The organism is Streptomyces sp. NPDC085927 (assembly GCF_044540975.1).
GTDB classification, from domain to species: domain Bacteria; phylum Actinomycetota; class Actinomycetes; order Streptomycetales; family Streptomycetaceae; genus Streptomyces; species Streptomyces hirsutus.
Genome location: NZ_JBITSN010000009.1, coordinates 18,403 through 41,666, shown reverse-complemented (window position 1 = coordinate 41,666; position 23,264 = coordinate 18,403). Strand labels below are relative to the sequence as shown.

General features: G+C 71.7%; 20 protein-coding genes. 11 read left to right on the top strand and 9 right to left on the bottom strand.

Annotation, left to right across the window (positions count from 1 at the left end):
* The first annotated feature begins 1 nt into the window (after position 1).
* The gene (locus tag ACIF80_RS23120; RefSeq protein ID WP_399807652.1) at positions 2–1,492 is read left to right on the top strand and encodes a glycoside hydrolase family 3 protein; all 1,491 of its coding nucleotides are present in this window, start codon (positions 2–4) and stop codon (positions 1,490–1,492) included.
* A 79-nt stretch (positions 1,493–1,571) separates the two neighbouring features.
* Here the strand turns inward: ACIF80_RS23120 and ACIF80_RS23115 are convergent, their stop codons facing one another.
* Positions 1,572–3,203 carry an MFS transporter gene (locus ACIF80_RS23115; RefSeq protein WP_399807650.1) on the bottom strand — a complete coding sequence of 544 codons (1,632 nt, stop codon included), beginning with the start codon at positions 3,201–3,203 and terminating at the stop codon, positions 1,572–1,574.
* Between the two features lie 709 nt (positions 3,204–3,912).
* Here ACIF80_RS23115 and ACIF80_RS23110 point away from each other — a divergent pair.
* Positions 3,913–4,566, top strand: coding sequence for a TetR/AcrR family transcriptional regulator (locus ACIF80_RS23110; protein WP_399807647.1), 654 nt, complete (start codon positions 3,913–3,915; stop codon positions 4,564–4,566).
* Positions 4,567–4,618: 52 nt separating this feature from the next.
* Here the strand turns inward: ACIF80_RS23110 and ACIF80_RS23105 are convergent, their stop codons facing one another.
* Complete coding sequence (locus ACIF80_RS23105; protein ID WP_399807644.1) at positions 4,619–5,395, bottom strand: IclR family transcriptional regulator; 777 nt, start codon at positions 5,393–5,395, stop codon at positions 4,619–4,621.
* 79 nt (positions 5,396–5,474) lie between these two features.
* On the opposite strand from ACIF80_RS23105, the gene ACIF80_RS23100 reads away from it, so the two are divergent.
* From ACIF80_RS23100 to ACIF80_RS23085, 4 genes are read left to right on the top strand one after another with little or no spacing between them, the layout of a single operon-like run.
* Positions 5,475–6,644 carry a cupin domain-containing protein gene (locus ACIF80_RS23100; protein ID WP_399807641.1) on the top strand — a complete coding sequence of 390 codons (1,170 nt, stop codon included), beginning with the start codon at positions 5,475–5,477 and terminating at the stop codon, positions 6,642–6,644.
* On the top strand, positions 6,641–7,489 hold the full coding sequence (locus ACIF80_RS23095; RefSeq protein WP_399807639.1) for a fumarylacetoacetate hydrolase family protein: 849 nt from the start codon (positions 6,641–6,643) through the stop codon (positions 7,487–7,489). The genes ACIF80_RS23100 and ACIF80_RS23095 overlap by 4 nt, the downstream gene beginning before the upstream one ends.
* Entirely contained in the window at positions 7,489–8,199 is a 711-nt protein-coding gene (locus tag ACIF80_RS23090; protein ID WP_399807637.1) for a maleylpyruvate isomerase family mycothiol-dependent enzyme, read from the top strand. Before ACIF80_RS23095 ends, ACIF80_RS23090 begins: the two co-directional genes overlap by 1 nt.
* 40 nt (positions 8,200–8,239) lie before the next feature.
* Positions 8,240–9,604 (top strand): FAD-dependent oxidoreductase, encoded by a 1,365-nt coding sequence (locus tag ACIF80_RS23085; protein WP_399807635.1) that lies wholly within the window; start codon positions 8,240–8,242, stop codon positions 9,602–9,604.
* Positions 9,605–9,772: 168 nt separating this feature from the next.
* Here ACIF80_RS23085 and ACIF80_RS23080 read toward each other — a convergent pair whose 3' ends face one another.
* Positions 9,773–10,792, bottom strand: a complete 1,020-nt coding sequence (locus tag ACIF80_RS23080) for a hemolysin family protein (protein ID WP_399807632.1) — start codon at positions 10,790–10,792, stop codon at positions 9,773–9,775.
* Positions 10,789–12,144, bottom strand: a complete 1,356-nt coding sequence (locus tag ACIF80_RS23075) for a hemolysin family protein (RefSeq protein WP_399807630.1) — start codon at positions 12,142–12,144, stop codon at positions 10,789–10,791. The genes ACIF80_RS23080 and ACIF80_RS23075 overlap by 4 nt, the downstream gene beginning before the upstream one ends.
* Positions 12,145–12,554: 410 nt before the next feature.
* Between ACIF80_RS23075 and ACIF80_RS23070 the strand changes: the two genes are divergently transcribed.
* The 5 genes from ACIF80_RS23070 to ACIF80_RS23050 all read left to right on the top strand — a co-directional run bounded on the left by ACIF80_RS23070 (position 12,555) and on the right by ACIF80_RS23050 (position 17,103).
* Positions 12,555–12,953 (top strand): cell division protein SepF, encoded by a 399-nt coding sequence (locus ACIF80_RS23070; protein ID WP_399807628.1) that lies wholly within the window; start codon positions 12,555–12,557, stop codon positions 12,951–12,953.
* Between the two features lie 149 nt (positions 12,954–13,102).
* Entirely contained in the window at positions 13,103–14,398 is a 1,296-nt protein-coding gene (locus ACIF80_RS23065; protein ID WP_399807625.1) for an ATP-binding protein, read from the top strand.
* 46 nt (positions 14,399–14,444) lie between these two features.
* Positions 14,445–14,750 carry a nucleotide pyrophosphohydrolase gene (locus ACIF80_RS23060; protein ID WP_399808232.1) on the top strand — a complete coding sequence of 102 codons (306 nt, stop codon included), beginning with the start codon at positions 14,445–14,447 and terminating at the stop codon, positions 14,748–14,750.
* A 218-nt stretch (positions 14,751–14,968) separates the two neighbouring features.
* On the top strand, positions 14,969–15,439 hold the full coding sequence (locus ACIF80_RS23055) for a DUF6099 family protein (protein WP_399807622.1): 471 nt from the start codon (positions 14,969–14,971) through the stop codon (positions 15,437–15,439).
* A 278-nt stretch (positions 15,440–15,717) separates the two neighbouring features.
* On the top strand, positions 15,718–17,103 hold the full coding sequence (locus ACIF80_RS23050) for a DEAD/DEAH box helicase (protein WP_399807620.1): 1,386 nt from the start codon (positions 15,718–15,720) through the stop codon (positions 17,101–17,103).
* 194 nt (positions 17,104–17,297) lie between these two features.
* On the opposite strand, the gene ACIF80_RS23045 is transcribed toward ACIF80_RS23050, so the two are convergent.
* From ACIF80_RS23045 to ACIF80_RS23025, 5 genes are all read right to left on the bottom strand, one after another.
* Positions 17,298–17,990: a FadR/GntR family transcriptional regulator gene (locus ACIF80_RS23045; RefSeq protein WP_399807617.1), complete on the bottom strand. Its 693-nt coding sequence runs from the start codon at positions 17,988–17,990 to the stop codon at positions 17,298–17,300.
* Positions 17,991–18,581: 591 nt separating this feature from the next.
* Positions 18,582–19,928 (bottom strand): alpha-L-fucosidase, encoded by a 1,347-nt coding sequence (locus ACIF80_RS23040; RefSeq protein ID WP_399807614.1) that lies wholly within the window; start codon positions 19,926–19,928, stop codon positions 18,582–18,584.
* On the bottom strand, positions 19,928–20,821 hold the full coding sequence (locus ACIF80_RS23035) for a carbohydrate ABC transporter permease (RefSeq protein ID WP_399807612.1): 894 nt from the start codon (positions 20,819–20,821) through the stop codon (positions 19,928–19,930). Before ACIF80_RS23035 ends, ACIF80_RS23040 begins: the two co-directional genes overlap by 1 nt.
* Complete coding sequence (locus tag ACIF80_RS23030; RefSeq protein ID WP_399807609.1) at positions 20,818–21,738, bottom strand: carbohydrate ABC transporter permease; 921 nt, start codon at positions 21,736–21,738, stop codon at positions 20,818–20,820. The genes ACIF80_RS23035 and ACIF80_RS23030 overlap by 4 nt, the downstream gene beginning before the upstream one ends.
* Positions 21,739–21,846: 108 nt before the next feature.
* Positions 21,847–23,250, bottom strand: coding sequence for an ABC transporter substrate-binding protein (locus tag ACIF80_RS23025; RefSeq protein ID WP_399807606.1), 1,404 nt, complete (start codon positions 23,248–23,250; stop codon positions 21,847–21,849).
* Positions 23,251–23,264: the final 14 nt, after the last annotated feature.

Sequence of the window (23,264 nt, the reverse complement as noted above, 5' to 3'; positions counted from 1 at the left end):
GATGACGACATCCACCACCGGCACCGACACCCTCACCCGCGACGCCCTGGCCGTGCTCCAGCCCGGCTTCGCCGGCACCACCGCGCCCGACTGGGTGCGCCGCCGGCTCGCCGAGGGACTCGCCTCCGTCGCCCTCTTCGGCCGCAACGTCGCCACCGCCGAGCAGGTCGCCGCCCTCACCGCACAACTGCGCGCCGAACGCGACGACCTGCTCGTGGCCATCGACGAGGAGAGCGGCGACGTCACCCGGCTGGAGGTCCGCACCGGCTCCTCCTTCCCCGGCAACCACGCCCTCGGCGCCGTCGACGACACCGCCCTCACCCGCGGCGTCGCCCGCGAACTGGGCCACCGGCTCGCCGAGTGCGGCGTCACCTTCGACTGGGCGCCCTCCGCCGACGTCAACGCCAACCCGGACAACCCGGTCATCGGCGTCCGCTCCTTCGGCCGCGACACCGACCTGGTCGCCCGGCACACCGCCGCCTGGGTCGAGGGACTGCAGTCCACCGGCGTCGCCGCCTGCACCAAGCACTTCCCCGGCCACGGCGACACCAGCGTCGACTCCCACCACGCCGTCCCGCACATCGACCTCGACGCCGCCACCCTGCACGAACGCGAACTCGAGCCGTTCCGGGCGGCGATCGCGGCCGGCACCCGCGCCGTCATGAGCGCCCACATCAGGGTCCCGGTCCTCGACCCGGACCGCCCCGCCACCCTCTCCCACCGCATCCTCACCGGCCTGCTGCGCGGCGAACTCGGCTACCAGGGGCTGATCGTCACCGACGGCATGGAGATGCGCGCCATCTCCGGCACCTACGGTCTCGAACACGGAGTCGTCCTGGCCATCGCGGCCGGCGCCGACGCGATCTGCGTGGGCGGCGGGCTGTGCGACGAGGACACGGTGCAGGGACTCCAGGACGCGCTCGTCGCCGCCGTCCGCTCGGGCGAACTCTCCGAGGAGCGGCTCGCCGACGCCGCCGCCCGGGTCCGCGCCCTGGCCGACTGGACCGCCGGGATGCGGCGCTCCCCGGCCCCCGAGGGCGGCCGCGAGCCGGAGATCGGCCTCACGGCGGCCCGCCGCGCGGTGACCGTGACCCGCCCCGGGGCCGCCGCGCCGGTCACCGGACCGGTGTACGTGGCCACCTTCCACCCCGCCGCCAACATCGCCGTCGGCGACGAGACCCCCTGGGGCGTCGGCGCGGAACTGGCGCGGCTGCTGCCGGGCACCGCCACCGGCTCCTTCACCGGCCCCGACGCCGGTGCGCGGGCACTCGAGGCGGCGGCCGGCCGGCGCGTGGTCGCCGTGGTCCGCGACGAGCACCGGCACCCGTGGATGCGTACGGCCCTGGACACCCTGCTCACGGCCGGGCCGGACACCGTGGTCGTGGAGATGGGCGTGCCGCAGTCCGCGCCGCGTGGCGCGCTGCACGTCGCCACGTACGGCGCGGCGCGCGTGTGCGGGACCGCGGCGGCGGAGGCGGTCGTCGCGGGCTGACACACGGGGAAGGCCCCGGCCGTCGGCGGTGTGCGCCGACGGCCGGGGCCTTCGTGAGGGGGCGGGGCGGACGACCGCGTCAGACCGCGGTCGGGGCCTGGGGCTGCCCGGCCGGGGTCTTTCCGGCCGTGTGCTCCGTGTCCAGGGCCTGGGGGGCGCGGACGCCGGCCATGCCCACCACGGTCACGACGGCGGCCACGAGGGCGGCGACGGCGCACACCATGTAGGCGAGGCTGTAGCCGCTGCCCAGGGCGTCGAGGGCGATGCTCTGCGCGGCCGCGCCGGGGGCGTCCGGCGGCAGGCTGTTGATGGCGATCGGACCGGCCGCCTGGCCGATCTCGGTGGCGGCGCCCAGCTGGTCGGGCGGCAGGTCCGAGCCGGCCAGCTTCGAGGAGAACGTGTCACCCGCGCGGCTGAGGGCGACCGCGCCGACGACCACCGGGCCCAGGGCGAAGCCGAGGTCGCGCAGCATGTTGGTGGTGGCGCTGGCCATGCCGGCCAGCCGGCCCGGCACGCTGTTCAGCGCGACGGCCGTGATCGAGCTGACGCCCAGGGCGAAGCCGATACCGATGAGCAGGGTCGGCAGGACGAACGGGGTCAGGCTCCGGTCGGTGACGTCCAGCCGGGTGCACAGGAACGAGCCGACGGCCATCAGGAGGAAGCCCGTGGTCAGCAGCCAGTTCGGGGCGACCCGGTGGAGCAGCCGGGAGACGACCGGGATCAGGACGAACGCCGGTCCCTGCAGCAGGAGGAACGGAACGGCGACGCGGAGCGGGTCCTGGTGCTGGACGGGGCCGAGCCACATGCTCGTCGCGAAGCACGCGCCGAGGAAGGCGATCATGCCGATGACGGCCACGATCGATCCCACCGTGAAGGCGCGGTCCTTGAACAGGGTCAGGTTGAGGATCGGGGAGTCCGCCCGGCGCTCGATCAGGACGAAGGCGACCAGGAAGCACGCGCCGACGGCGAACGCGCCGATGATGTCCGGCTCGCCCCAGCCCTTCTCGGGTCCCTCCACGGCCGCGTACAGCACCAGGATGAGACCGATCGCGAAGGTGATCTGGCCGGGGACGTCGAGGCGGCGCCCCTCGGCGGCCTTCGACTCCTTGGCCATGGTCAGGCTGAGCAGCACGCTCGCGAGGGCCAGCGCGACGAGGACCATGTAGGAGCCACGCCACGAACCGATCTTGGCGAAGACGCCGCCGATCAGCGGGGAGACCGCCGCGCCGGCGGACAGGAAGCCGCTCCACAGCGCGATGGCGCGGGCCCGTTCCCGGGCGCTGCGGGCCACGTCCGCGATCATGGTGAGCGATCCGGGGAACATGGCACCGGCGCCGAGACCGTTCAGGGCGGCACCGACCCACAGCGTCTGCACGTTGGGCGCGAGGGAGGAGACGATGCTGCCGACGACGACCATCGCCGCACCCGCGGCGATGAGCCTGCGGCGGCCGAACAGGTCGCCGAGGACACCGAAGGTGAACTCGAAGACGACCACGGCGATCATGAAGGCCGCGGTGATCCAGGTCAGCTGGGACCCGTGGGTGCCCAGGTCCTGCTGGAAGAGGCCGTTGAGTGAGGCCGGCAGGGCATTGGCCAGCTGGGCCACGAACACCGCGCAGCTTGCGGCCGCAAGCGTGCCCGCGTAGCCCGGCCTCCGGGCAGCCCCCGCGGAAGGGCCGGGGGACGTCGTCGTCCCGTTGTTGAGCGTCACTGCGTTCTCCCTGACTGGGATGGTGAGACGGTTCGGCCCCTTGTGGCCGATACCGGTGTGGTGGTGAGCCGCCGCTCAGGGCGTGGGGGAGGCGGGTCGGACGGCCCGGACGGGCTTTTGGGGCGCAGCGCGTGCGCCGGGAGCCGGACGGGCGGGTGGGTTCGTTCGGCTCCCCTGGGGGCGGGGAACGTCGGGAACCGGTCGGATGGTGCCGTCGAGCACGGCACGCCGCCCGACGCCCGCGGGCCGGGGCGCCGCGGCCACGGCCGGGGACGGCCGGCGGTGATCAGCCGGCGGGCGGCCGCTCCGGCCGGACCAACGGCGTCCGGCGCGCAACGAAGTACCTCACTCGGGGAGTTCCTCTCTGAACCATGGGCCGGGAAGTGCTGCGGCTTCACATCCGCGACGGGGGAGCTGGATCGGTGGATACGCCCGTCCGGCCCCGGGTGAACGTGGCCAGGAGTGGGGGGAGGAGCGCCGGGTCGGGCTGTAGGAGTGGCGCGAATCAAGCGCGGTGACGGCGAGAATGGCACTCCGCTTTACGTTCCGTCAAGGAAATGTGCGCCATGTATTGGAAACAATCCTGGGGTGAGGACTCCGAGGTCGGGCGCGGTGCCCGGCGCTACGATGAACGCCATGACCGCCCCCACCGCCGGCCCGCTGCCCCTTCCGTCCGACACGTCCGCCCCCCAGGGACGGGGGCGCTGACATGGCAGGTCTTCGCGAGGCGCAGAAGCGGATGACCCGCCAGCTTCTGCTGGACTCGGCGCTCGGCCTGTTCCGTGCCAAGGGCTACGCCGCGACGACCGTGGACGACATCGCGGCCGCGGCGGGCACCACGCGGGTGACGTTCTACGCGTACTTTCCGTCCCGCAGCGATCTGATGCGGGCGCTCATCGGCGAGTTGAACGAGAAGCTCGAACGCGTCGACTCGCCCGCCCGCCGCTCCACCGCCCGGCGCCTCGTCGAGGTCGTCCAGGACGGCAGCCGCGAGGCGATCACCGAGTGGCTGTACGACATCTCCGGCCGCTGGGACTCCGTACGGCCCCACCTGGTGGCCGCGTTCGAGGCGGCGGCGGTCGACCCGGATCTGCGCGGACTGGTGAACGCCTGGCTGGACGAGGCCGTCAGCGACGTCGAGGAGGGCCTCCACCGGGCCGGCCGCTTCGCCCCGGAAAGCCGCCACCTGCGCGGCGTCCTCGTCATCGCCCAGCTCGACCACGTCGCCCGCCACTGGACCCCCGGCCGCTGGAAGGCCGACCGCGAAGCCATGATCGACATCCTCGCGGAAAGCTGGACGGGCCTCCTGAGCGACGGCGCCACGGAGCCACCGGCACCGGCGCAGGCGCCGGACCAGCCCTGACCCTCCGTTCCACGCACGCCACGAGCGGACCGGCCGCGGGACCGGAGGCCGCTCAGGTCGTCGTCATCAGGTCCGTGCCCAGGGCCCGGGCCGCCGCCTGCAGGGTGCCGACCAGGGACTGGAGGTCGTGCGGGTCGTAGCGGATGCCGGGCATGGAGATCGACAGGCCCGCCAGGGTCCTGCCCTCCCGGTCGTGGACCGGGACGCCGACGGCCACCAGGCCGCGCTCGGAGCGGTTCCGGTTCACGGCGAAGCCGCCCTTGAGGACACCCTTCAGCTCCTTGGACAGCCGGTCGAGATCCGGGCGCTCCTGCGGCCGGTCGCGGTAGCGCTCGGGCGCGTACACCTCCGCCAGTTCCTCCTCGCTCAGTTCGGCGAGCAGCAGCAGACCCCCCGTCGTACGGTGGGCCGGGAAGACCATCCCCTCGCGGGAACCGACCCGCAGCGACTGGTGGCACTCCACGCTCGCGATGAACCTGGCCGTGTCCCCGGTGCGGATGGTGAGATTCGTGGTTTCGTTCAGCAGGTCCACCACCCGGTGCAGATGGGGCAGGGCCGCCGTCCGCAACCGCGACACCAGGGAGCGCGAGTGCGTCGCCAGCTCCAGCACCGGACCCGCGTGGTACACGCGCTGCTCGTCGCGTACCGCGAAGTCCCGGTAGACCAGCATGGCCAGCAGCCGGTGCGCGGTCGACCGGGCGACCCCGAGCCGCTCGGCGACCTGGGTGACGGTCAGCGCGCCCTCGAGCTGGAGCATCGTCGCGGCCCGCAGCGCGTGGTCGACGCTCGTGATCGCGTACGGCGGCGGCGTCTTGAGGGGCTTGTCCACGGCGGGCCTCCCGGCGTCAACGGTTCTGCTCTCCAGAATTTACACGTTCGTTCCCTGGGACGAGGGAGATGCTGCTCGCGTGACTACCTCATTCAGCACCCCCTCTGCCACGGGCTCCCCCGTCCGCCTGAGCGCCGTCAGTGCCGCGGACCAGCCCGACGTCACCCCGGCGCTCGAGGAGCTGTACCGGGGCTTCGAGAGCGAGCTGCTCGTCCCGCTGTGGACCGAGATCGGCGACCTCATGCCGGCTCACCCGCGATCCCGCGCCGTGCCGCACCTGTGGCGCTGGGAGCGGCTGCGGGAGCTGGCCGCACAGGCCGGCGAGATCGTCCCGGTCGGCCGGGGCGGCGAGCGGCGCGCCATCGCACTGGCCAACCCCGCCCTCGGCGGACGGCCCTTCGCCACGCCCACCCTGTGGGCGGCCATCCAGTACCTGATGCCCGGCGAGGACGCCCCCGAGCACCGTCACACCCAGCACGCCTTCCGCTTCGTCGTCGAGGGCGAGGGCGTGTGGACGGTCGTCGGCCGTGACCCGGTGGCCATGCGCCGCGGCGACTTCCTCCCGCAGGCCGGGTGGAACATGCACGCCCACCACAACGCCACCTCCCGGCCGATGGCCTGGATCGACGGCCTGGACATCCCGTTCCAGTACACCAGCGAGTCCCAGTTCTTCGAGTTCGGCCGCGACGAGATCAGCGACGCCGAGCGGATCACCCCGGACCGGTCCCGCTCCGAGCGCCTCTGGGGACACCCGGGGCTGCGTCCCGTCGCCGCCGCCGTGAACGCCCCCGGCACGCCCCTCCTCGCGTACCGCTGGGAGCACACCGACCGGGCGCTCACCGACCAGCTCGCCCTGGAGAAGGAGGGCTTCGGCGGCACCGTCGAGCCCGGCCACGCCGCCGTCCGGTTCACCGACCCGTCCAACGGCACCGACGTGCTGCCCACCATCCGCGCCGAGGTGCACCGCGTGGTGCGCGGCGCCGAGACCGCCCCGGTGCGCGAGACCGGCTCGTCCGTCTACCAGGTCTTCGACGGCTCCGGCACCGTCACCGTCGGCGACACCTCCTGGTCCGTGACCCGCGGCGACCTGTTCGTCGTCCCGTCCTGGCAGCCGCTCTCCGTGCGCTCCGAGGCCGGCTCCACCGACTCCGACTCCGGCGCCCTGGACCTCTTCCGGTTCAGCGACTCCCCGATCTTCGAAGCCCTCCGGCTCGACCGTACCCACGTGGAAGGAACCACCCGCTCATGAAGCTCGCCACCCTCCGTACCGACGGCACCACCAAGGCCGTCCGGCTCGACGGTGACGTCCTGGTCGACCTCGGGTTCCCCGACGTGGGCACCCTCCTCGCGCAGGACGACTGGGCGGAGCTCGCCGCCGCCCCCGCCGCCGGTGACGCGACGACGTACCCCGTCGAGGGCGCCGACCTCGCACCCGTGGTCCCGCAGCCGTCCAAGGTCGTCTGCGTCGGCCTCAACTACCGCAACCACATCCAGGAGATGGGCCGGGACCTGCCCGAACACCCCACCCTGTTCGCGAAGTTCGCCGACTCCCTGATCGGCGCGACGGACGACATCGTCCGCCCCGAGGAGACCGAGCAGTTCGACTGGGAGGTCGAACTCGCCGTCGTCGTCGGCAAGCAGGTCCGCCGCGCCAAGGGCGAGCAGGCCGAGCAGGCCATCGCCGGCTTCACCGTGCTCAACGACATCACCACGCGCGACTGGCAGTTCCGCACCCGCGAGTGGCTCCAGGGCAAGACCTGGGACTCCACCACCCCCGTCGGCCCGTACCTGGTGACCCCCGACGACCTGCCCGGCGGCGTCCGCCCCGCGCTCGACGTCAAGCTCACCGTGGACGGCGAGGTCATGCAGTCCGACAACACCGGTGACCTGCTCTTCGACCCGGTCGCCCTGGTCGAGTACGTCTCCACGATCATCCGCCTCAACCCCGGCGACATCATCGCCACCGGCACCCCCGGCGGCGTCGGCCACGCCCGCAAGCCCGGCCGCTACCTGCTCGGCGGCGAGACCGTGGTCACCGAGATCCAGGGCATCGGCCGCCTGGAGAACAAGGTCGTCGAGGAGAAGCAGGCCTGATGACCCGCTCGTTCGACGACGCCCGCCGCTGGGCGGAGCTCGGCACGAACCTGGTGCTCGAGGCCACCGCCGACTTCGACGACGAGACCTACGACGCGCCCAGCGCGCTGCCCGGCTGGCAGCGCAGGCACGTCGTCGCCCACGTCGCCGCCAACGCGGACGCCCTCGGCAACCTCGTGCACTGGGCGGCCACCGGCGAAGAGACCCCGATGTACGCGTCCCCCGAGGAACGGGCCGCGGGCATCGAACGCGGCGTCGGGATGCCCGCCGCCGAACTGACCGGATGGCTGCGCCGCTCCGCCGCCGAACTCGCCGCGTCGACGGCCGGGCTCGGCGACGGCCAGTGGCAGAACCCGGTCGTGACGGCACAGGGCCGTACGGTGCCCGCCACCGAACTGCCCTGGATGCGCTCCCGCGAGGTGTGCGTCCACGCCGTCGACCTGGAGGCCGGCATCACCTTCGCCGACCTGCCGGCCGATTTCCTCGCAGCGCTCTGCGACGACGTCATCGCCAAGCGCGCCAAGGCCCCCGGCCCGGCGCTGCGCCTGACGGAGACCGGCACCGGAGAGGTCCGGGAACTCCCCGGCGACGGCGAGCCGACCGCGCTCACCGGCCCGCTCGCCGAGATCACGGCCTACCTCACCGGGCGCAGGCACGCCCTCACCGCCCCCGACGGCGGCCCGGCACCCACTTTGGGTCCCTGGCTCTGACCCACAGCGCCGGGCCCCCGGCTCAGACAGGAAGATCACGATGACCCCAGCGACCCCTCCCACCGAAGGCCGGCCCGACATCATCATCGTCGGCGGTGGCATCGGTGGCCTCAGCACCGCCTTCGCCCTCGCCCGGGAGGGGCTGGCCGTCCGCGTTCTCGAACGGGCCAAGGAGTTCGGCGAGGTCGGCGCCGGCCTCCAGATCGCGCCCAACTGCACCCGCATCCTCGACGAGTACGGTCTGCTCGACGAGGCCAAGGAACTCGGTGTGGTCCCCGAGAACATGGTCATGCGCGACGCGCTCGACTCCCGCGAGCTGATCCGCCTCGATCTGGGCGACCTCGAGCGCCGCTACGGCTTCCCGTACATGGTCATCCACCGCAGCGACCTGCACGGCCTCTTCCTGCGGGCCTGCCGGAAGGCCGGCGTGGACCTGGTCACCGACCAGACGGTCGTCGACTACGAGAACGTCGAGAACACGGTCGGCGGCGCCCGCATCACGCTGGCCGACGGCCACACCGAGGAGGCGCCGCTCGTCATCGCCGCCGACGGCCTGCGCTCCGTGGCCCGGCAGAAACTGGTCGGCGACGACGTCGTCAGCTCCGACTACGTGGCCTACCGGGCGGCCGTCCCGATCGAGCAGGTCCGGGACAACGGCATCGCCGAGAAGGACGTCACCGTCTACGTCGGACCCCGCTGCCACTTCGTCCAGTACGCGCTGCGCGGCGGCGACATGTTCAACCAGGTCGCCGTGTTCCAGTCGCCCAAGGCCCTCGCCGGGCAGGAGGACTGGGGCACCCCCGACGAACTCGACGCGGCCTTCGAGGGCACCTGCGAGACCGTGGGCAAGGGCATCCCGCTGATGTGGCGGGACCGCTGGTGGCAGATGATGGACCGCGACCCGATCGACACCTGGGTGCACGGCCGCATCGTCCTCCTCGGCGACGCCGCCCACCCGCCGCTGCAGTACATGGCACAGGGCGCGATCATGGCGATCGAGGACGGCTGGGTCCTCTCCCGGCACGTCTCCCGGCTGCGCGCCGAGGGCGCCGCCGGCTCGGCCGTCGACTGGGACGCCGCACTGGCCGCGTACGAGGCGGTCCGCGTCGAGCACTGCCGCCGGATCCTGACGACCGCCCGCGCCTGGGGCGAGCTGTGGCACCTCGACGGCACGGAGCGGCTGCAGCGCAACACGATCATGCGGGGCATCGACCCCGCCGAGTACGCCTTCACCGACTGGGTGTACGGACCCACCGCGCTGTTCCCGGACGAGGAACCGCCCATGTTCCGGCCCGTCCCGCTCGCCTCGGCCCGTATCGAGGAGAGCGCGGAGGCTGCGTCCGACGCCGTGGCCGCGAACGCGGAGGCCGGCACCGCCGCCCTCGCGGGCGGCACGGCCCGCTGACGACGGTCTTCGCCGTGACCACCGCCTCGGCGGTGGTCACGCGGACCGCCGAAGGACTCGAGGCAGTGCGCCGACGCCGGGCACGGGCCCACTGATACGACAGAACGCCGGCCGGACCGCGGATTGCGGTCCGGCCGGCGTTCTGTCGTGCGCGCGGCCGGGGCGTGGTCAGCCCCCGGCCGGCAGCATCAGCCGGGCCAGCAGGTCGTCCAGGGTGACCAGGCCGGTCAGCCGGCCCGTGTCGTCCCGGACCACCGCGAGAGTGCCCCGGCGGCGGCGCAGCACGTCGATCGCGTCGGCGACCGTCGTGGTGTCCGTCAGCTCGGGCACCGGGCGGGCCAGCTCGCGGGCGCTCGTGGCACGCCCCCGGGCGCGGGCGACCAGCGCGTCACGCGCGTGGATCGCGCCGAGGACGGTACCGCCGTCACGGACGAGCAGCCGGGTCCGGTCGTACGCGGTGGCCACCCGCAGCACCTCGTCGACGTCCGCGTCCCCCTCGACGGAGTCGATCTCGTCGGCCGGTATCCGCAGGGCGGAGACCGGGGTGTCGGGCTCGGTCAGCGAGCGGGTCAGCAACTGCGAGTCCGTCTTGCTGATCAGGCCGAGCCGCTCCGACTCCACCACCAGGTGGGTGAGCTGTTCCCGGTCGTGGACCGAGGCCAGCTCGTCGCGCGGACTCACCCGGCACAGCCGTACCAGTGCGTTGCTCACCACGTTCAGCACGTGGATCAGCGGCCGCACGACCTTCACCACCGCCCGGAACGACGGGGCGAGCAGCATCGCGGAACGCTCCGGATGGGCGATCGCCCACGACTTGGGCGCCATCTCGCCGACCACCATGTGCAGGAACACCACCACGGTCATCGCGACGGCGAACGCCACACCGTAGCTGACCGCGCTCGGCAGACCCAGGCTGTGCAGCAGCGGGTCCAGCTCGTGCGAGATCGCGGGCTTGGACACCGAGCCCAGACCCAGCGTGCACACCGTGATGCCGAGCTGGGCACCGGCGAGCATCAGCGACAGTTCGCGCATGCCCGCAAGAGCGGCACCGGCGCCGCGCCGCCCCTCGGACGCCGCCTTCTCCATGCGGTGCCGTTTGGCGGCGACCAGCGCGAACTCGGCCGCCACGAAGAACCCGCTGCCGACCAGCAGCAGCACGGTCACGAAGAGAGCCATCGGGAAACTCATGCGGGCTCCTCCGTCTTCCCGGTTTCCTCCGCCAGGGGCGCGATCCGGGTGAGGCGCACCCGCTCGGCGACATGCCGGTCCAGGGTGAGGACGTCGATCACCGCGTGGCCGTCCTCGGGCAGCCCGACGGTGACCCGGTCACCCACGGTGGGGAAACGGCCCAGCCGGTCCACGATCAGCCCGGCCACGGTCTCGTAGTCGTCCTCCTCGGGCAGCCGTACGCCGGTCGCCTCGGCGACCTCGTCCAGCCGGCGGCCCGCGTCCACGAGCCAGCCGTCGCCGTCGGCGACCGCCAGTTCGGAGACCTTGTCGGACTCGTCGGCGATGTCACCGACCAGCTCCTCGGCGATGTCCTCGTAGGTGACGATGCCGGCCACACCGCCGTGCTCGTCCAGGACGACCGCGAACTCGTCGTCCTGCTCGCGCATCCGCGCGACCGCGTCCGGCAGCGGAAGCGTGTCCGGCAGCAGCAGGGGCCGCCTGGCCATCGCGCCGGCGGTGGCTCCGGCCAGCCGGTCGGCGGGCACCGCCATCAGCTCGCGCACGCCCAGCACCCCCGCGACGTCGTCGGGGTGCTCCCCGAGCACGGGGTAGTTGGAATGGCCGTGCGCCGCGATCAGGCCGACCGCCTCGTCGGCGCTCGCCTCCCCGCGGACGAAGACGGCGTCCGCGCGCGGCACCATCACCGTGTGCAGGCTCCGCTCGGAGAACTCCAGCGCGTGGTCCAGCAGGGTGGCGGTGTCCCCGGGCAGTGCCCCGCTCTCGTGGGACTCGCCGATCAGATGGCCGAGCTCCTCCAGTGTGGCTCCGTGGTGCAGTTCCTCGACCGGCTCGATGCCGATCCGGCGCAGCAGCCGGGAGGCGGCGTTGTCGAAGATCCGCACCAGCGGTCCGACGACCTTCAGATAGGCCAGGGTGGAGCCGGCCAGCGCCTTCGCCAGCCGCTCGGGCACGGCGATGGCGAGGTTCTTCGGGGCCAGTTCGCCGAGCACCATCTGGATGACCGTGGCCAGGACGAAGGCGAGCACGACGGAGATGCCGCTCAGGGCCGCGTCCGGCAGTCCGAGGCCGGACAGCGCCGGCCGGAGCAGCGCGGACACCGACGGCTCGGCGATGAAGCCGACGACCAGACCGGTGACGGTGATGCCGAGCTGCGCGCCCGACAGCATGAAGGACAGCCGCTCCAGCACCTTCAGGGCACGGGCGGCCCTGCGGTCCCCGGCCTCGGCCTCACGGGCGAGGGCGAGCCGGTCCACGGAGACGTAGGCGAACTCCTGGGCGACGAAATAGCCGGTGCCGGCGGTGAGCACGAACACGGCGAGCAGGCCGAGCAAGGCCTCTACGACACTCATCGAACACCACCCCGCCGGGTGCCGGTTTCAACAATTGCATGACGGGGTGGTCGGGGACTGTGCCCCGGGGGGTCCGTCGATCTGGCGGACACGTGCGTGGCTCCTCGTATATGTGCTGGTGGGGTCTGTCAGCGGTCCAACGATTCCGACGGGGGCCATGTTCCCGCAAGAGGCCGGACCGCACCGCCCGGGTGCGGGGCGGGCGGCTCCACGCCTTGCGGCACGCCGGGCCCCGGCCGGTGTCGACAGTCATTATCTACAGCAGCGTAGAAGTCATCGGACCCGGCCCCCGGGACAGAAGGGCTCACGCCGGACGGCCCGAAGTGGCGGAGTGTGTCGCATTGGGCCGAACGGGTGGCCATGCGTAAGAATTGCCCGATGCAGACAGTCAGCGCGACCCAGGACGGAGCATGCCGGTGAACAGCCACGATGTCACCGACGAACAGTGGGAGGGGCTCGCCCAGGTCGTTCCGCTGCGGGGCCGCGACGCCTGGCCGTCCTCGGTGGGCCACCGGTCCATGCCCGAGGCCGAGACCGAGGCGCGACGCCGCTTCGTGGTCCTGCGGGTGAACGTGTTCGCGGACGCCCGCGACGTCGCGGAGACGCTGATGGCCGGGATACCGGTCCTGCTCGACCTCACCAGCGCGGAGGGCGACGTCGCCAAACGGATACTGGACTTCAGCACCGGCGTCGTCTTCGGCCTGGGCAGCGGCATGCACCGCGTCGACCGCAACGTCTTCCTGCTGACCCCGGCCGGCACCGAAGTGGCGGGCCTGATGCAGGGCGTCGGGATCCCCGGGGACGGCTAGGGTCCGTCCGACGGGCAGGTCCCCCGGGCAGGTCCCGGGCAGGTCGTCGGGTCCGGAGAGTGAACGCGCGGGCGTCCGCTTCGCCCGATCGTGGGAAGCCCGCACAAGCGGAACGGTTCGCCCCGCGCCGTGGCCCTAGCGTCCCGCACATGACCCCGCCCCACCTGTCGCCGCCGTCCGCGTCCTCCCTGTCGTCCCCGCCCCCCTCCCTGTCCCCGCCCCCCTCCCTGTCCCCGCCCCCCTCCCTGTCCTCCGCCCCGTCCGCCGGGGCCTCCCCGGGAGAGGGCGGCGCCCGGGGGCGCCCGGACCGGCCGCACATCACCGAGCTGCTGCTGTCCGCCTTCGCCGGGCATCGCAACACCGGGCTCCCGCTCGGGCCCCTCACCCTGCTGACCGGGGCCAGCGGCAGCGGCAAGACCAGCGCCCTGCGGGCCTACGAGGCGCTCGCCCGGCTCGGGGGCGGGGCCGAACTCGGCGAGGCCTTCCCCGACCCGGACGCGTGCGTGCCGGAACGGGCCCGCGCCGACGCACAGGACCGCCGGGGCTTCCGCATCGGCTGCACCGCCGACGGCCCCGAGGGACCGGTCCGGCTCGAAGTCGCCGTCCAGGCGCAGCCCGGGCTGCGGATCGTGGGGGAGCGGCTGACGGCGGACGGTGTGGTCCTGCTGGAGACCGCGCTGCGCGACCCCCGGCGCCGCACGGTGCAGGCCGCCTGGCACACCGCCGGGTCCGCCCCGGTCACCCGCGGCCCGCTGCCCGACGACCGGCTGGGCACCGCGCTGCTGCCGCTGCGCGTCGCCGGCCGGACGCCCGGCGAGCGCAGGGTGCTGGCCGCGGCCGAGCAGATGGTGGTGGCCCTGCGCTCGGTCTTCGCCTGCGACCCCCGGCCCGACGGCATGCGCGACCCCGTGCCGACCGGTACCGGGCGACTGCTCGGCGACTGCGGCAACCTCGCCGACGTGCTGTGGCGCACCCACACCGAGTGCGCGATCCGGTACGGGCTCCTGGTGTCCGCCGTGCGCGCCGGATGCGCCGGGCCGGTCGCCGGCCTGCTCGCCGAACCGTACGGCGGTGGACTGGTCCGCGCCCTGCTCGACCGGGGCGACGGGATCCGTACCGAGCTCGGACGGCTGGGCGACGGCGAGCTGCGGTACGTCGCGCTCGCCCTGGTGCTGCTCACCGGACCCGGCGTGCTGGAGGTCGACGCGCCCGGCGAGGTCCCGGCCGCGCTGCAGACCCTCACCGTGCTCGCCGACGGGCTCGACCGGGGCATGGACCCGCACCAGCGCGCGGAAATGCTGCGGCTGGCGGCGCGGATGTGCGAGCGCGGCCACATCCGGCTGGTCGGCGCGGTGAGCGACGCCTCCTGGATCGCGGGGGCGGACGGCGTCACGGTGGTACACCTGAGCCGTGACCGACACGCCCGGATCGACGCGCCCCAGTGACCCCGCCGCTTCCACCGCCCCCGCCGGCCCGCCCGCCCCGCCGGACGTGGCCGGACTCCAGCGCCGGCTCGCCGAGTTCGCCGCGGCGCGGAACTGGCAGCCGTACCACACCCCGAAGAACCTCGTCGCCGCGCTCAGTGTGGAGGCCTCCGAACTGGTCGAGATCTTCCAGTGGCTGACGCCGGAGGAGTCGGCCCGCGTCATGGAGGACCCCGACACCGCGCACCGCGTCGGCGACGAGGTGGCCGACGTGCTCGCGTACCTCCTCCAGTTGTGCGAGGTGCTCGGCATCGACCCCCTGGCCGCACTGGCAGCCAAGATCGACCGCAACGAGCACCGCTTCCCGGTTTGAACGGGCCCTCCGGGGCTGCCCCTTCGGGGACCGCCCTTCTGCGGAGCGGACTTCTCCGCTGTCACTCTCCGCAGTCGATATGTCGACCGTTTTCGAATTGTTGTCCCCAGATTTCCACCTTCCGACAGGTGTTCTGTCTCAAACGGTCTCACTCTGGGTAGTGAACAAGGAAGTTGGGCGGACGCGTGGGCAGCGCGTCGGACAGACAGGGGCGGCGCATGGACGCTGTGCGGCTCATAGCGACGAGCAGGCGGGCCCTCGCCACTGCCGGCGACGTACCGCAACTCTCGGCCGAGGTGTGGCAGGCGCAGGCGCTCGCCCAGGCGATAGGAAGTCGCCTCGCGGTCACCGGCCCGCCCGAACTCCGCGGCGAGGCCTTGGGACTGACCGAGGTGGCGGGCCGTGGCTGCGGTGTGCTGGACACCCCGCGACTCGGGACGGGCGAACTGCGCGCGGCCATGCTCACCGACCTGGGTGACGCCCGGCAGGTCCTGCTGCACCTGGGCGGACTCCTCGGCGAGGTCGGTATCGCGCTGGTCGGCATGGCCTCCGCGGCCGACGACGAGGCCTCGTACTGGCAGTGCGTGGAGGCCATCGACGCGGCGGACGAGTCCCGCGACCGCGTCCTGGAGATGCTCCGCAAACTGGCGGACCGCGACCGGACCCTCGCGGAACGCGAGGCGGGCTAGTACTGCAACGGCGCTCGTTCCGACTGCTGGGCGGTTCAGGGGCTGTGTCCGCGTCGCTCGTAATGACTGATGCGGGCTTGGAATCGGCGCCTGCGGCGCCAGTGCGACCGGTGCAGGACGTGGTCGAGGGGTGTGGGCGTCGGCGAAGGTGGAGAAATCGGCGCCGGAGGTGCATTCCGGGCCGCTGATAAGCTGTGCCCGCGCTTCATCGCACCGGGGTCCGTACCGAACGGTACGGACCCCGGTGCGTTCCGGGCGCCAGATCAGGAAGGTGCCTCATGAACGCGAAGCCGTCGGCCTCCGGACTCTCCAGGGGTGGCACGTCCCCGCGAGTGACAGCGTCGCCGGAAGCGACCCCGGCCGCGTCCTTCGACACGTTCGGGCTGCCGCCGGAGCTGGTGGAGACGATGAGAGGGCTCGGGGTGACGGAACCGTTCCCCATCCAGGCGGCGACGCTGCCCGACGCGCTGGCCGGCCGTGACGTCCTCGGACGGGCGCGGACCGGGTCCGGCAAGACGCTGGCCTTCGGGCTCGCCCTGCTCGTCCGGACGGCGGGCCGGCGGGCGGAGGCGAAGCGGCCGCTCGCGCTGGTCCTGGTGCCGACCCGGGAGCTCGCCCAGCAGGTGAGCGACGCCCTGGTGCCGTACGCGCGGACGCTGAACATACGGCTGGCGACGGTGGTCGGCGGGCTGTCGATCAACCGGCAGGTGGCGGAGCTGCGGAGCGGCGCCGAGGTGGTCGTCGCGACACCGGGGCGGCTGGCCGACCTCGTGTCGCGCCGGGACTGCCATCTGAACCACGTCCGGATCACGGTGCTGGACGAGGCGGACCAGATGTGCGACCTGGGGTTTCTGCCGCAGGTCTCGGACATTCTGGAACAGGTCCCCTCCGCCGGGCAGCGGCTTCTGTTCTCGGCCACGCTCGACCGCCACGTCGAGCAGCTGGTGCGGAGTCACCTGAACGACCCGGTCCACGCGTCGGTCGACCCCGGGGCGGGCTCGGTGAGCACGATGGACCATCACGTCCTGACCGTTCACCCCGCCGACAAGTACGCCACGGCGACCGAGATCGCCGCTCGGGACGGCCGGGTGCTGATGTTCCTGGACACCAAGGCGGGCGTCGACCAGTTCACACGTCATCTGCGGGCCGGCGGTGTGCGGGCCGGCGCCCTGCACAGCGGCAAGTCGCAGCCGCAGCGCACGCACACGCTCGCCCGGTTCGCGGACGGTGACATCACCGTGCTGGTGGCCACCAACGTCGCGGCGCGGGGCATTCACATCGACGCGCTCGACCTCGTCGTCAACGTCGATCCGCCGGCCGACCCCAAGGACTACCTGCACCGCGGCGGGCGCACAGCGCGGGCCGGACAGTCCGGGACCGTGGTCACCCTGGTCACTCCCGCCCAGCGGCGCGAGGTGAACCGGATGATGTCCGATGCCGGTGTCCGGCCGACCGTCACCCCGGTGCGCTCCGGCGAGGCGACGCTGACCGCCATCACCGGTGCGAAGCGACCGCCGGCCGGGACGAAGGCCACCAGCGGCAACGTGCCCTTCCGCGGCCTCGGCAGCCGTCCGGGCCGTCCCGGCAAGGAGTCCCGCAAGACCGCCGAGGCCCGCAAGGCGGCGGAGGCCCGGGCGGCGGCCCGGGTGCGCAGGGGCCGCTGAGCCCGGACGGACCCCAGGAGTGCTTCGTCGGGTTCTGGGTCCGGTTCTGTCACGGGGGCCGGGCTCGGTCGCCGCGGCGGCGTCCTCGTCGAGCCGGGCCGCACGGCATCGGTCCGGGGCCGATTCACGAGCGCGGAACGGAAAGGCCGGGCAAACGTGAACCGTGTGAAGGCCGGGGAGACGCGGAGAAGCCGTCAGCGTGCCGAACCGCTGCTGCCGAGGGTGCTGCGCAGCCACTGTTCGACACCGGCGACATGCACGGTCATCCAGGACCGTGCCAGCTCGGGGTCACGGCCGGCGATGGCCCCTTGGATCGCCCGGTGCTGGTCGCGAGTGCGCTTCACCGCGCCTTCCTCCGTCAACCCGCGCCAGACCCGCGCCCGCGCGGTCGGCGCGGAGATCCCTTCGATCAGCGAACAAAGCACCGGGTTTCCGGCACCGTGGGCGATCAGACGGTGAAATTCCAGGTCGTTCGTGATGAGTTCCTCCACCGAAGGATCCGGTGGAAGACCGTCGAGCGCCTCTTCCAGCGCGGCGATGTCCTCGCGCGGCATCACCTGGGCGGCCATGGCCGCGGCGGCCGGTTCCAGAATGCGGCGGACTTCGAGGAAGTCCAGCACCGTGTCGTCCTGATGGAAGTCGACGACGAAGCCGATCGCGTCCAGCAGCAGATCGGGCTCCAGGCTGGTCACGTACGTCCCGTCGCCCTGGCGCACGTCGAGTACCCGGATCAGCGAGAGGGCCTTGACCGCTTCCCGAAGGGAGTTGCGGGACAGTCCCAGCCGCTCGGCCAGGTCGGCCTCCTTGGGCAGCCGGTCACCCGGTCGCAGCTCACCGCTGACGATCATCAACTTGATCTTCTCGATCGCCTCATCGGTGACCGGCATCGTGATGACCTCCTCGTACCTGTGCGCTACCCAAGAATACATCGGATGAATGAGCTTGGATGATCTCGGGTGGCGAGGCACCCCCATGCCGCACAGTGCGCGCAGGGGATCTCCACAAGAACTCACCCGGCCACTTCGCCCTCCGGCATGACGGAATTCATCAGCGAGTCTTCCGAGGACGTGTTGGGCGACGAATGCAGCCCCTCAGGAGCGGAATACTCCCACAGGCCGGCACCGCACGCCTCACGCCGGTCGCCGCGCGAGCCGATGGCCGAATCCTGTCGGCGACCGCGCTGGGCCAGGCACCGGACCCGCTCCGGCGGTGTGCACCGGATGCGCGGTGGGAGACCGGGATCCACCGACGGGTCCGGCTTTGGTAGGACGACTGGGGGACGCTGCCGCTGAGCCTCGGGCGACCGGCGATGAGTGCCCGTCCGTCGACACGGGTCACCGGACCGGTGCCGGGGAAGCGGTCACCGGGAGGGGTGAGGGCGTCCTGGCCTGCGGATCCGGCGTCGACTCGCCGAGGTGGTCGGTGAGCCGACGCCGGGCCGGGCGGGCGGGCTCCTGAACTGAGGGGCTGTGTCGTGCTCAGGCGGTGTCGAGCGGGACCCGGACCGCGACGGCGTGTGGGTTCGGTCCCGCAGGGACGTCCAGGGTGATGTCGTGTCCGTTTCCGGTGACGCGCAGGGTGCTGGGGGCGGCGGTGCCGTCCGGGTAGAGCCCGATCGCGTGGACGATGCCGGGGCGGCCGGCCGGTGACGTGAGGTGCCACTCCAGGGAGCCGTCCGCCGTGAGGCCGGGATCGGCCGGCCGGGATCCGTAGACCGCGTGGCCGATGGCGCCGAGGACGTCTCCGAGTTCGCGCATCCGCTCGACGACATGGCGGGAGATGCGTCCGGCGGCGTCGGGACCGACGCCGATGAGGTAGTTGCCGCCCCGGGCGACGATCCGCACGAGCGTGGCGACGATGTCGGTGATCGGCTTGGCGGGGTCGTCGGGGCCCTCCGAGCACCAGGTCCGGGTCATGGTGATGCAGGACTCCCACGGGTGGTCGAGCCGCTCGTCGGGAAGTTCCTGCTCGGGGGTGCGGTAGTTCTCGTTCGGGCCGTGGACCTCGCGGTCGACGACGAGGATGTCCGGCTGCAGCTCACGGGCGCGTTCGGCGAGGGAGTCGATGCCGATCGGTTCCTCGGGTTCCTTGACCCATCCCGCATCCAGCCACAGGACGTTCATCCGGCCGTAGCGGGTGAGGAGTTCCTCGATCTGCCGGTGGGTGTACTCGACGAACGAGCGCCACTTGGCCGGCTTCTCGGTGATGTCGTAGTTGTGGAACCTGTCGCGGACCGGGCGGGCCCGGTCCCAGTAGCCGGGGTGGTTCCAGTCGGCCTTGGAGAAGTAGACGCCGGTCTCCAGGCCCTCGGCACGGAACGCCTCGAAGGTCTCGGCGACGATGTCACGTCCGAGTCCGCAGTCCTCGGCGGTGGACTTGAAGTTCGACTGGTCCGTGTCGTAGAGGGCGAACCCGTCGTGGTGTTTGGCGGTGAAGACGAGGTAGCGCAGACCGGCTTCGGCGCACATCCGCGCCCATGCGGCGGGCTGGTAGTCCTCCCCGCGGAAGGTCCGGGCCTGGTCGGAGTACCAGGTGTGGTATTCGGCGTCGGTGCCCGACCAGCCGGCCGGCGGATCGGTGAACTCGCCGAGGCGCTCGCGGTGCAGGGACCAGGAGCCGCCCTGGCCGATGGCGCTGTAGATGCCCCAGTGGATGATGACGCCGACCTTGAGATCGCGCCAGTGTTCCAGGGCCGCGAGGGTGCGCTCGTCCTTTGGCCACTGGTACCCGGGGTCCGGAGTGTCCGTGAGCGCACCGGCCGCCTCCAGCGTGTCAGGTGTGAAGTCGGCCTGCCCGTCACCGGACGGGGTCGCTGGTCGCGTCATCAGAACTTCATTCCTCCCTCTTCGATGCCCCGGAAGAAGTACTTCTGGGCCAGGAAGAAGATGATCAGTACGGGCAGGACGGCCACGATGGAGCCGGCCAGCACCACCCGGTAGTCGAACCCGAAGGCGCTCTGCAACTGGGTGATGGAGAGCATGAGCGTGAACTTGCTGTCGTCGCGCAGCACGACGACCGGCCACAGGTAGTCCTCCCACGCGAAGATGAACGAGGTCAGTCCGACGATCACCAGTGAGCCCCGGGCCTGCGGCAGGAAGATGTGCCAGAACCGCTGCCACTCGTTCGCGCCGTCGAGCAGCGCCGCGTTCTCCATCTCGTCCGGGACGGCGAGGAAGGCGCTGCGCATCAGCAGGATGTGGAACGCCTCCAGCATCAGGGGCAGCCACACGCCGATGAGACTGTTGTAGTAGCCGAGGTCACGCACCTGCGCGAACAGCGACACCATGATGGACTCGAAGGGGAAGATCAGGGCCGACAGCACGATCAGTGTGACCAGGCCGCGCCCTCTCCAGCCGCGGCGGGACAGGATGTACCCGCCCATCGCCGACAGGACCAGACGGCTGGCCACGATGAGCGCGCAGACGAAGAGGGAGTTCCCGAACGCGAGCAGGATGTCGGTCTGCTCGAACAGCTCCCGGAACGCGCCGAGGCTGAAATCCTGCGGGAACACGGTGGCGTTCGGCCCGAACATGGCCTCGCCGGGGCCCTTGAAGGCGCCGAGCAGCGGCACCACGAGCGGGCCGATCAGGAGGAACAGCACGAGCACCAGGCAGGCGTAGCGCCACGCGAGCGTGCGGGCGCGCCGCTTGTTGCGGGTACGCGGCGGTGCCTCGGGGACGTCCGTCCCGGCCGGCTGCTTCTCCAGGAGCGTCGTCACTGCTGCTCCGCCTTTCGGTTGATGCGCTGGCTCAACAGGATCAGACCGACCGTGAGGACGAAGAGCACCACCGATGCGGCGCTGCCGAGACCGAGGGAGCCGTAGGTGCTGTCGGCGATGCCGACGTTGCGGATGTACATGGTGAGCGTCGACGACTCGCCGCCGATGCCGCCGGTGCCGTTGGTGAGCAGGAAGACCTCGCTGAAGACCTTCATGGAGCCGATCATGACCAGCACGGCGACGAGGTTCATCATCAGGCGCACACCGGGCAGCGTGATGTGGAAGAACCTGCGGAACGCGCCGGCCCCGTCCATCTCGGCCGCCTCGTACAGGGAACGGTCCACGTTCGCCAGCGCGGCCAGGTAGAGGATCATGTAGTAGGGCAGACCCTTCCAGATGGTGATGAGCATCGCCGAGGTGAGCACCCACCAGTGCCCGGTGAGGAACGGCACGGAACTCTGCACCAGGCCGGTGTCCTTGAGCAGGGCGTTGATCAGACCGTCGTCCTTGAGCAGGTAGGACCAGGAGAGCGCCACGACGACGACGGAGGCGACGGCCGGCAGGTAGTACAGGGAGCGGAAGATCCCGATGCCCGGGATGTGCTCCTTGACCAGCAGGGCGAGCAGGAGGGGGACGAAGGTGAGGACGGGGACGACGCACACGGCGTACACGACCGAGTTGAGCAGCGCCGAGTAGAACGCCTCGTCCTGCAGCAGGTCGCGGTAGTTCTGCAGGCCCACGAACGCTCCGGCGCCGCCGAGCGGGCGTGCGTCGGTGAAGCTCAGCAGCACCGTGTTGAAGAAGGGATAGATGTAGAACGCGACGACCGCCGCGACCGGCGGGAGGCACCACAGGTACGGCACCCACCATGCGCGGAATCGGGCTGCTCCACCGGGAGATGTGACGGCGCGTGCCATGACCGGGCTGCCTCTTCGTGAATGGGCCGCAGGGGCGGCCCGGGTGGTTCTGACGGGCGGACGTCGCGGGGCGGCCGCCTGGTGTGCCCACCGCCCCGCGAAGAGGTGTCAGTTCAGTCGTTCCAGCAGGGTGTTGGCTTCTGCCTGCGCGTCGGCGAGGGCCTTCTTCGGGTCCATCTCGCCGATGATGGCCTTCTGCATGTTCTCGTTGATCACGCTGTTGATCTTGCCGGTGACGTAGAACTGTCCGACGACGACCTTGCCCTGCCTGGCCGCGTCCACCGCGACGGCCCGCGCCTGCTCGAAGGGGTCGCTGCCCGCGCGGGTGTCGAAGAACTCGTCGTCGAGCGCGGTGGCCGACGAGGGGAAGATGACGACCCCCGGGTCCTTGGACCAGGCGAGCTGGTTCTCGGCGTTGGTCACGTACTGGGCGAACGCCATGGCCAGCGGAGCGTTCTTCGTGGTGGCGGACACGCCGATGTACTGCCCGCCGAACAGGACCGAACCGCCCGGAGAGAGCAGGTGGGGCCCGACTCCGGTCTTCGGGTAGAGGGCGGGGGCGTTCTGCTTGACGTTGCGCAGGAACGACGCGTTGGGGCTGCCGAAGGCGAGCGTGCCCGCGCTGTAGGCCTGGCTCGGGTCGGGCTGCCCGGTCACCGAATCCTTGGGGATGGCGCCCGCCTTGTAGAGGTCCGCCATGTCGGACAGCCACTTCTGTGACTTCTCGTCATCGGCGAACGTGAACTTCTTGTTGTCCGGGGTCATCATCTGCACACCGAGGCCGACCCATTCGTCGACGAACGTCCATTCGGCGTTGCCCCACTGCGCCTGGTACTTGCCGTCGGACGACTTGGCGATCTTCTTGCTGTACGCGACGAGCTCGTCCCAGTCCTTCGGCGGCTTCTCCGGGTCGAGGCCGGCCTTGGCGAAGATGTCCTTGTTGTACGTCGTGATCAGGGGCCCCCAGTACCAGGGGTACACGGTGTGGTGGCCCTGAGCGCCGAAGTCGAGCTCGTTCCACACGTCCGGCAGGAAGTCCTTGCCCGAGCCGGGCGCCTTCACGTCCAGGTCCATCAGCATGTTGGCCTTGGTCAGCGCCATGACCGTGGAACTGGCGACGTTGACGACATCGGCCATGACACAGGTCTGCGCGTCGTTGACCATCCGGGCGTCGACGTCGTCCGCGGTCGGGGTGTCCTCCCACTTGACCTCGACCCCGGGGTGCTCCTTCTCGAACCTCTCGATCAGCGGGTTGAAGAATCCGCCGAAGTCCTTCTTCAGGGAGCTGGTCGCGAACCGGATCTCACCGGAGAGCTCGGAGGTGTCCACCGGCTTGTCGTCGACGTTCCTGTCGGGCACGTCGCAGTCGACCTGGGGCTTGGGTATGCCACCGCTCTGCGTGGAGTCGGTGCCCGGGCCGCCGCCGAGTCCGCACCCGGCCGTCAGAGCGATCGCGCTGACCATGCTCACCGTCAGCAGCAGGGGCCGGCGATGTCTGGGAACACTGTTCATCGGAATTGCCTCCG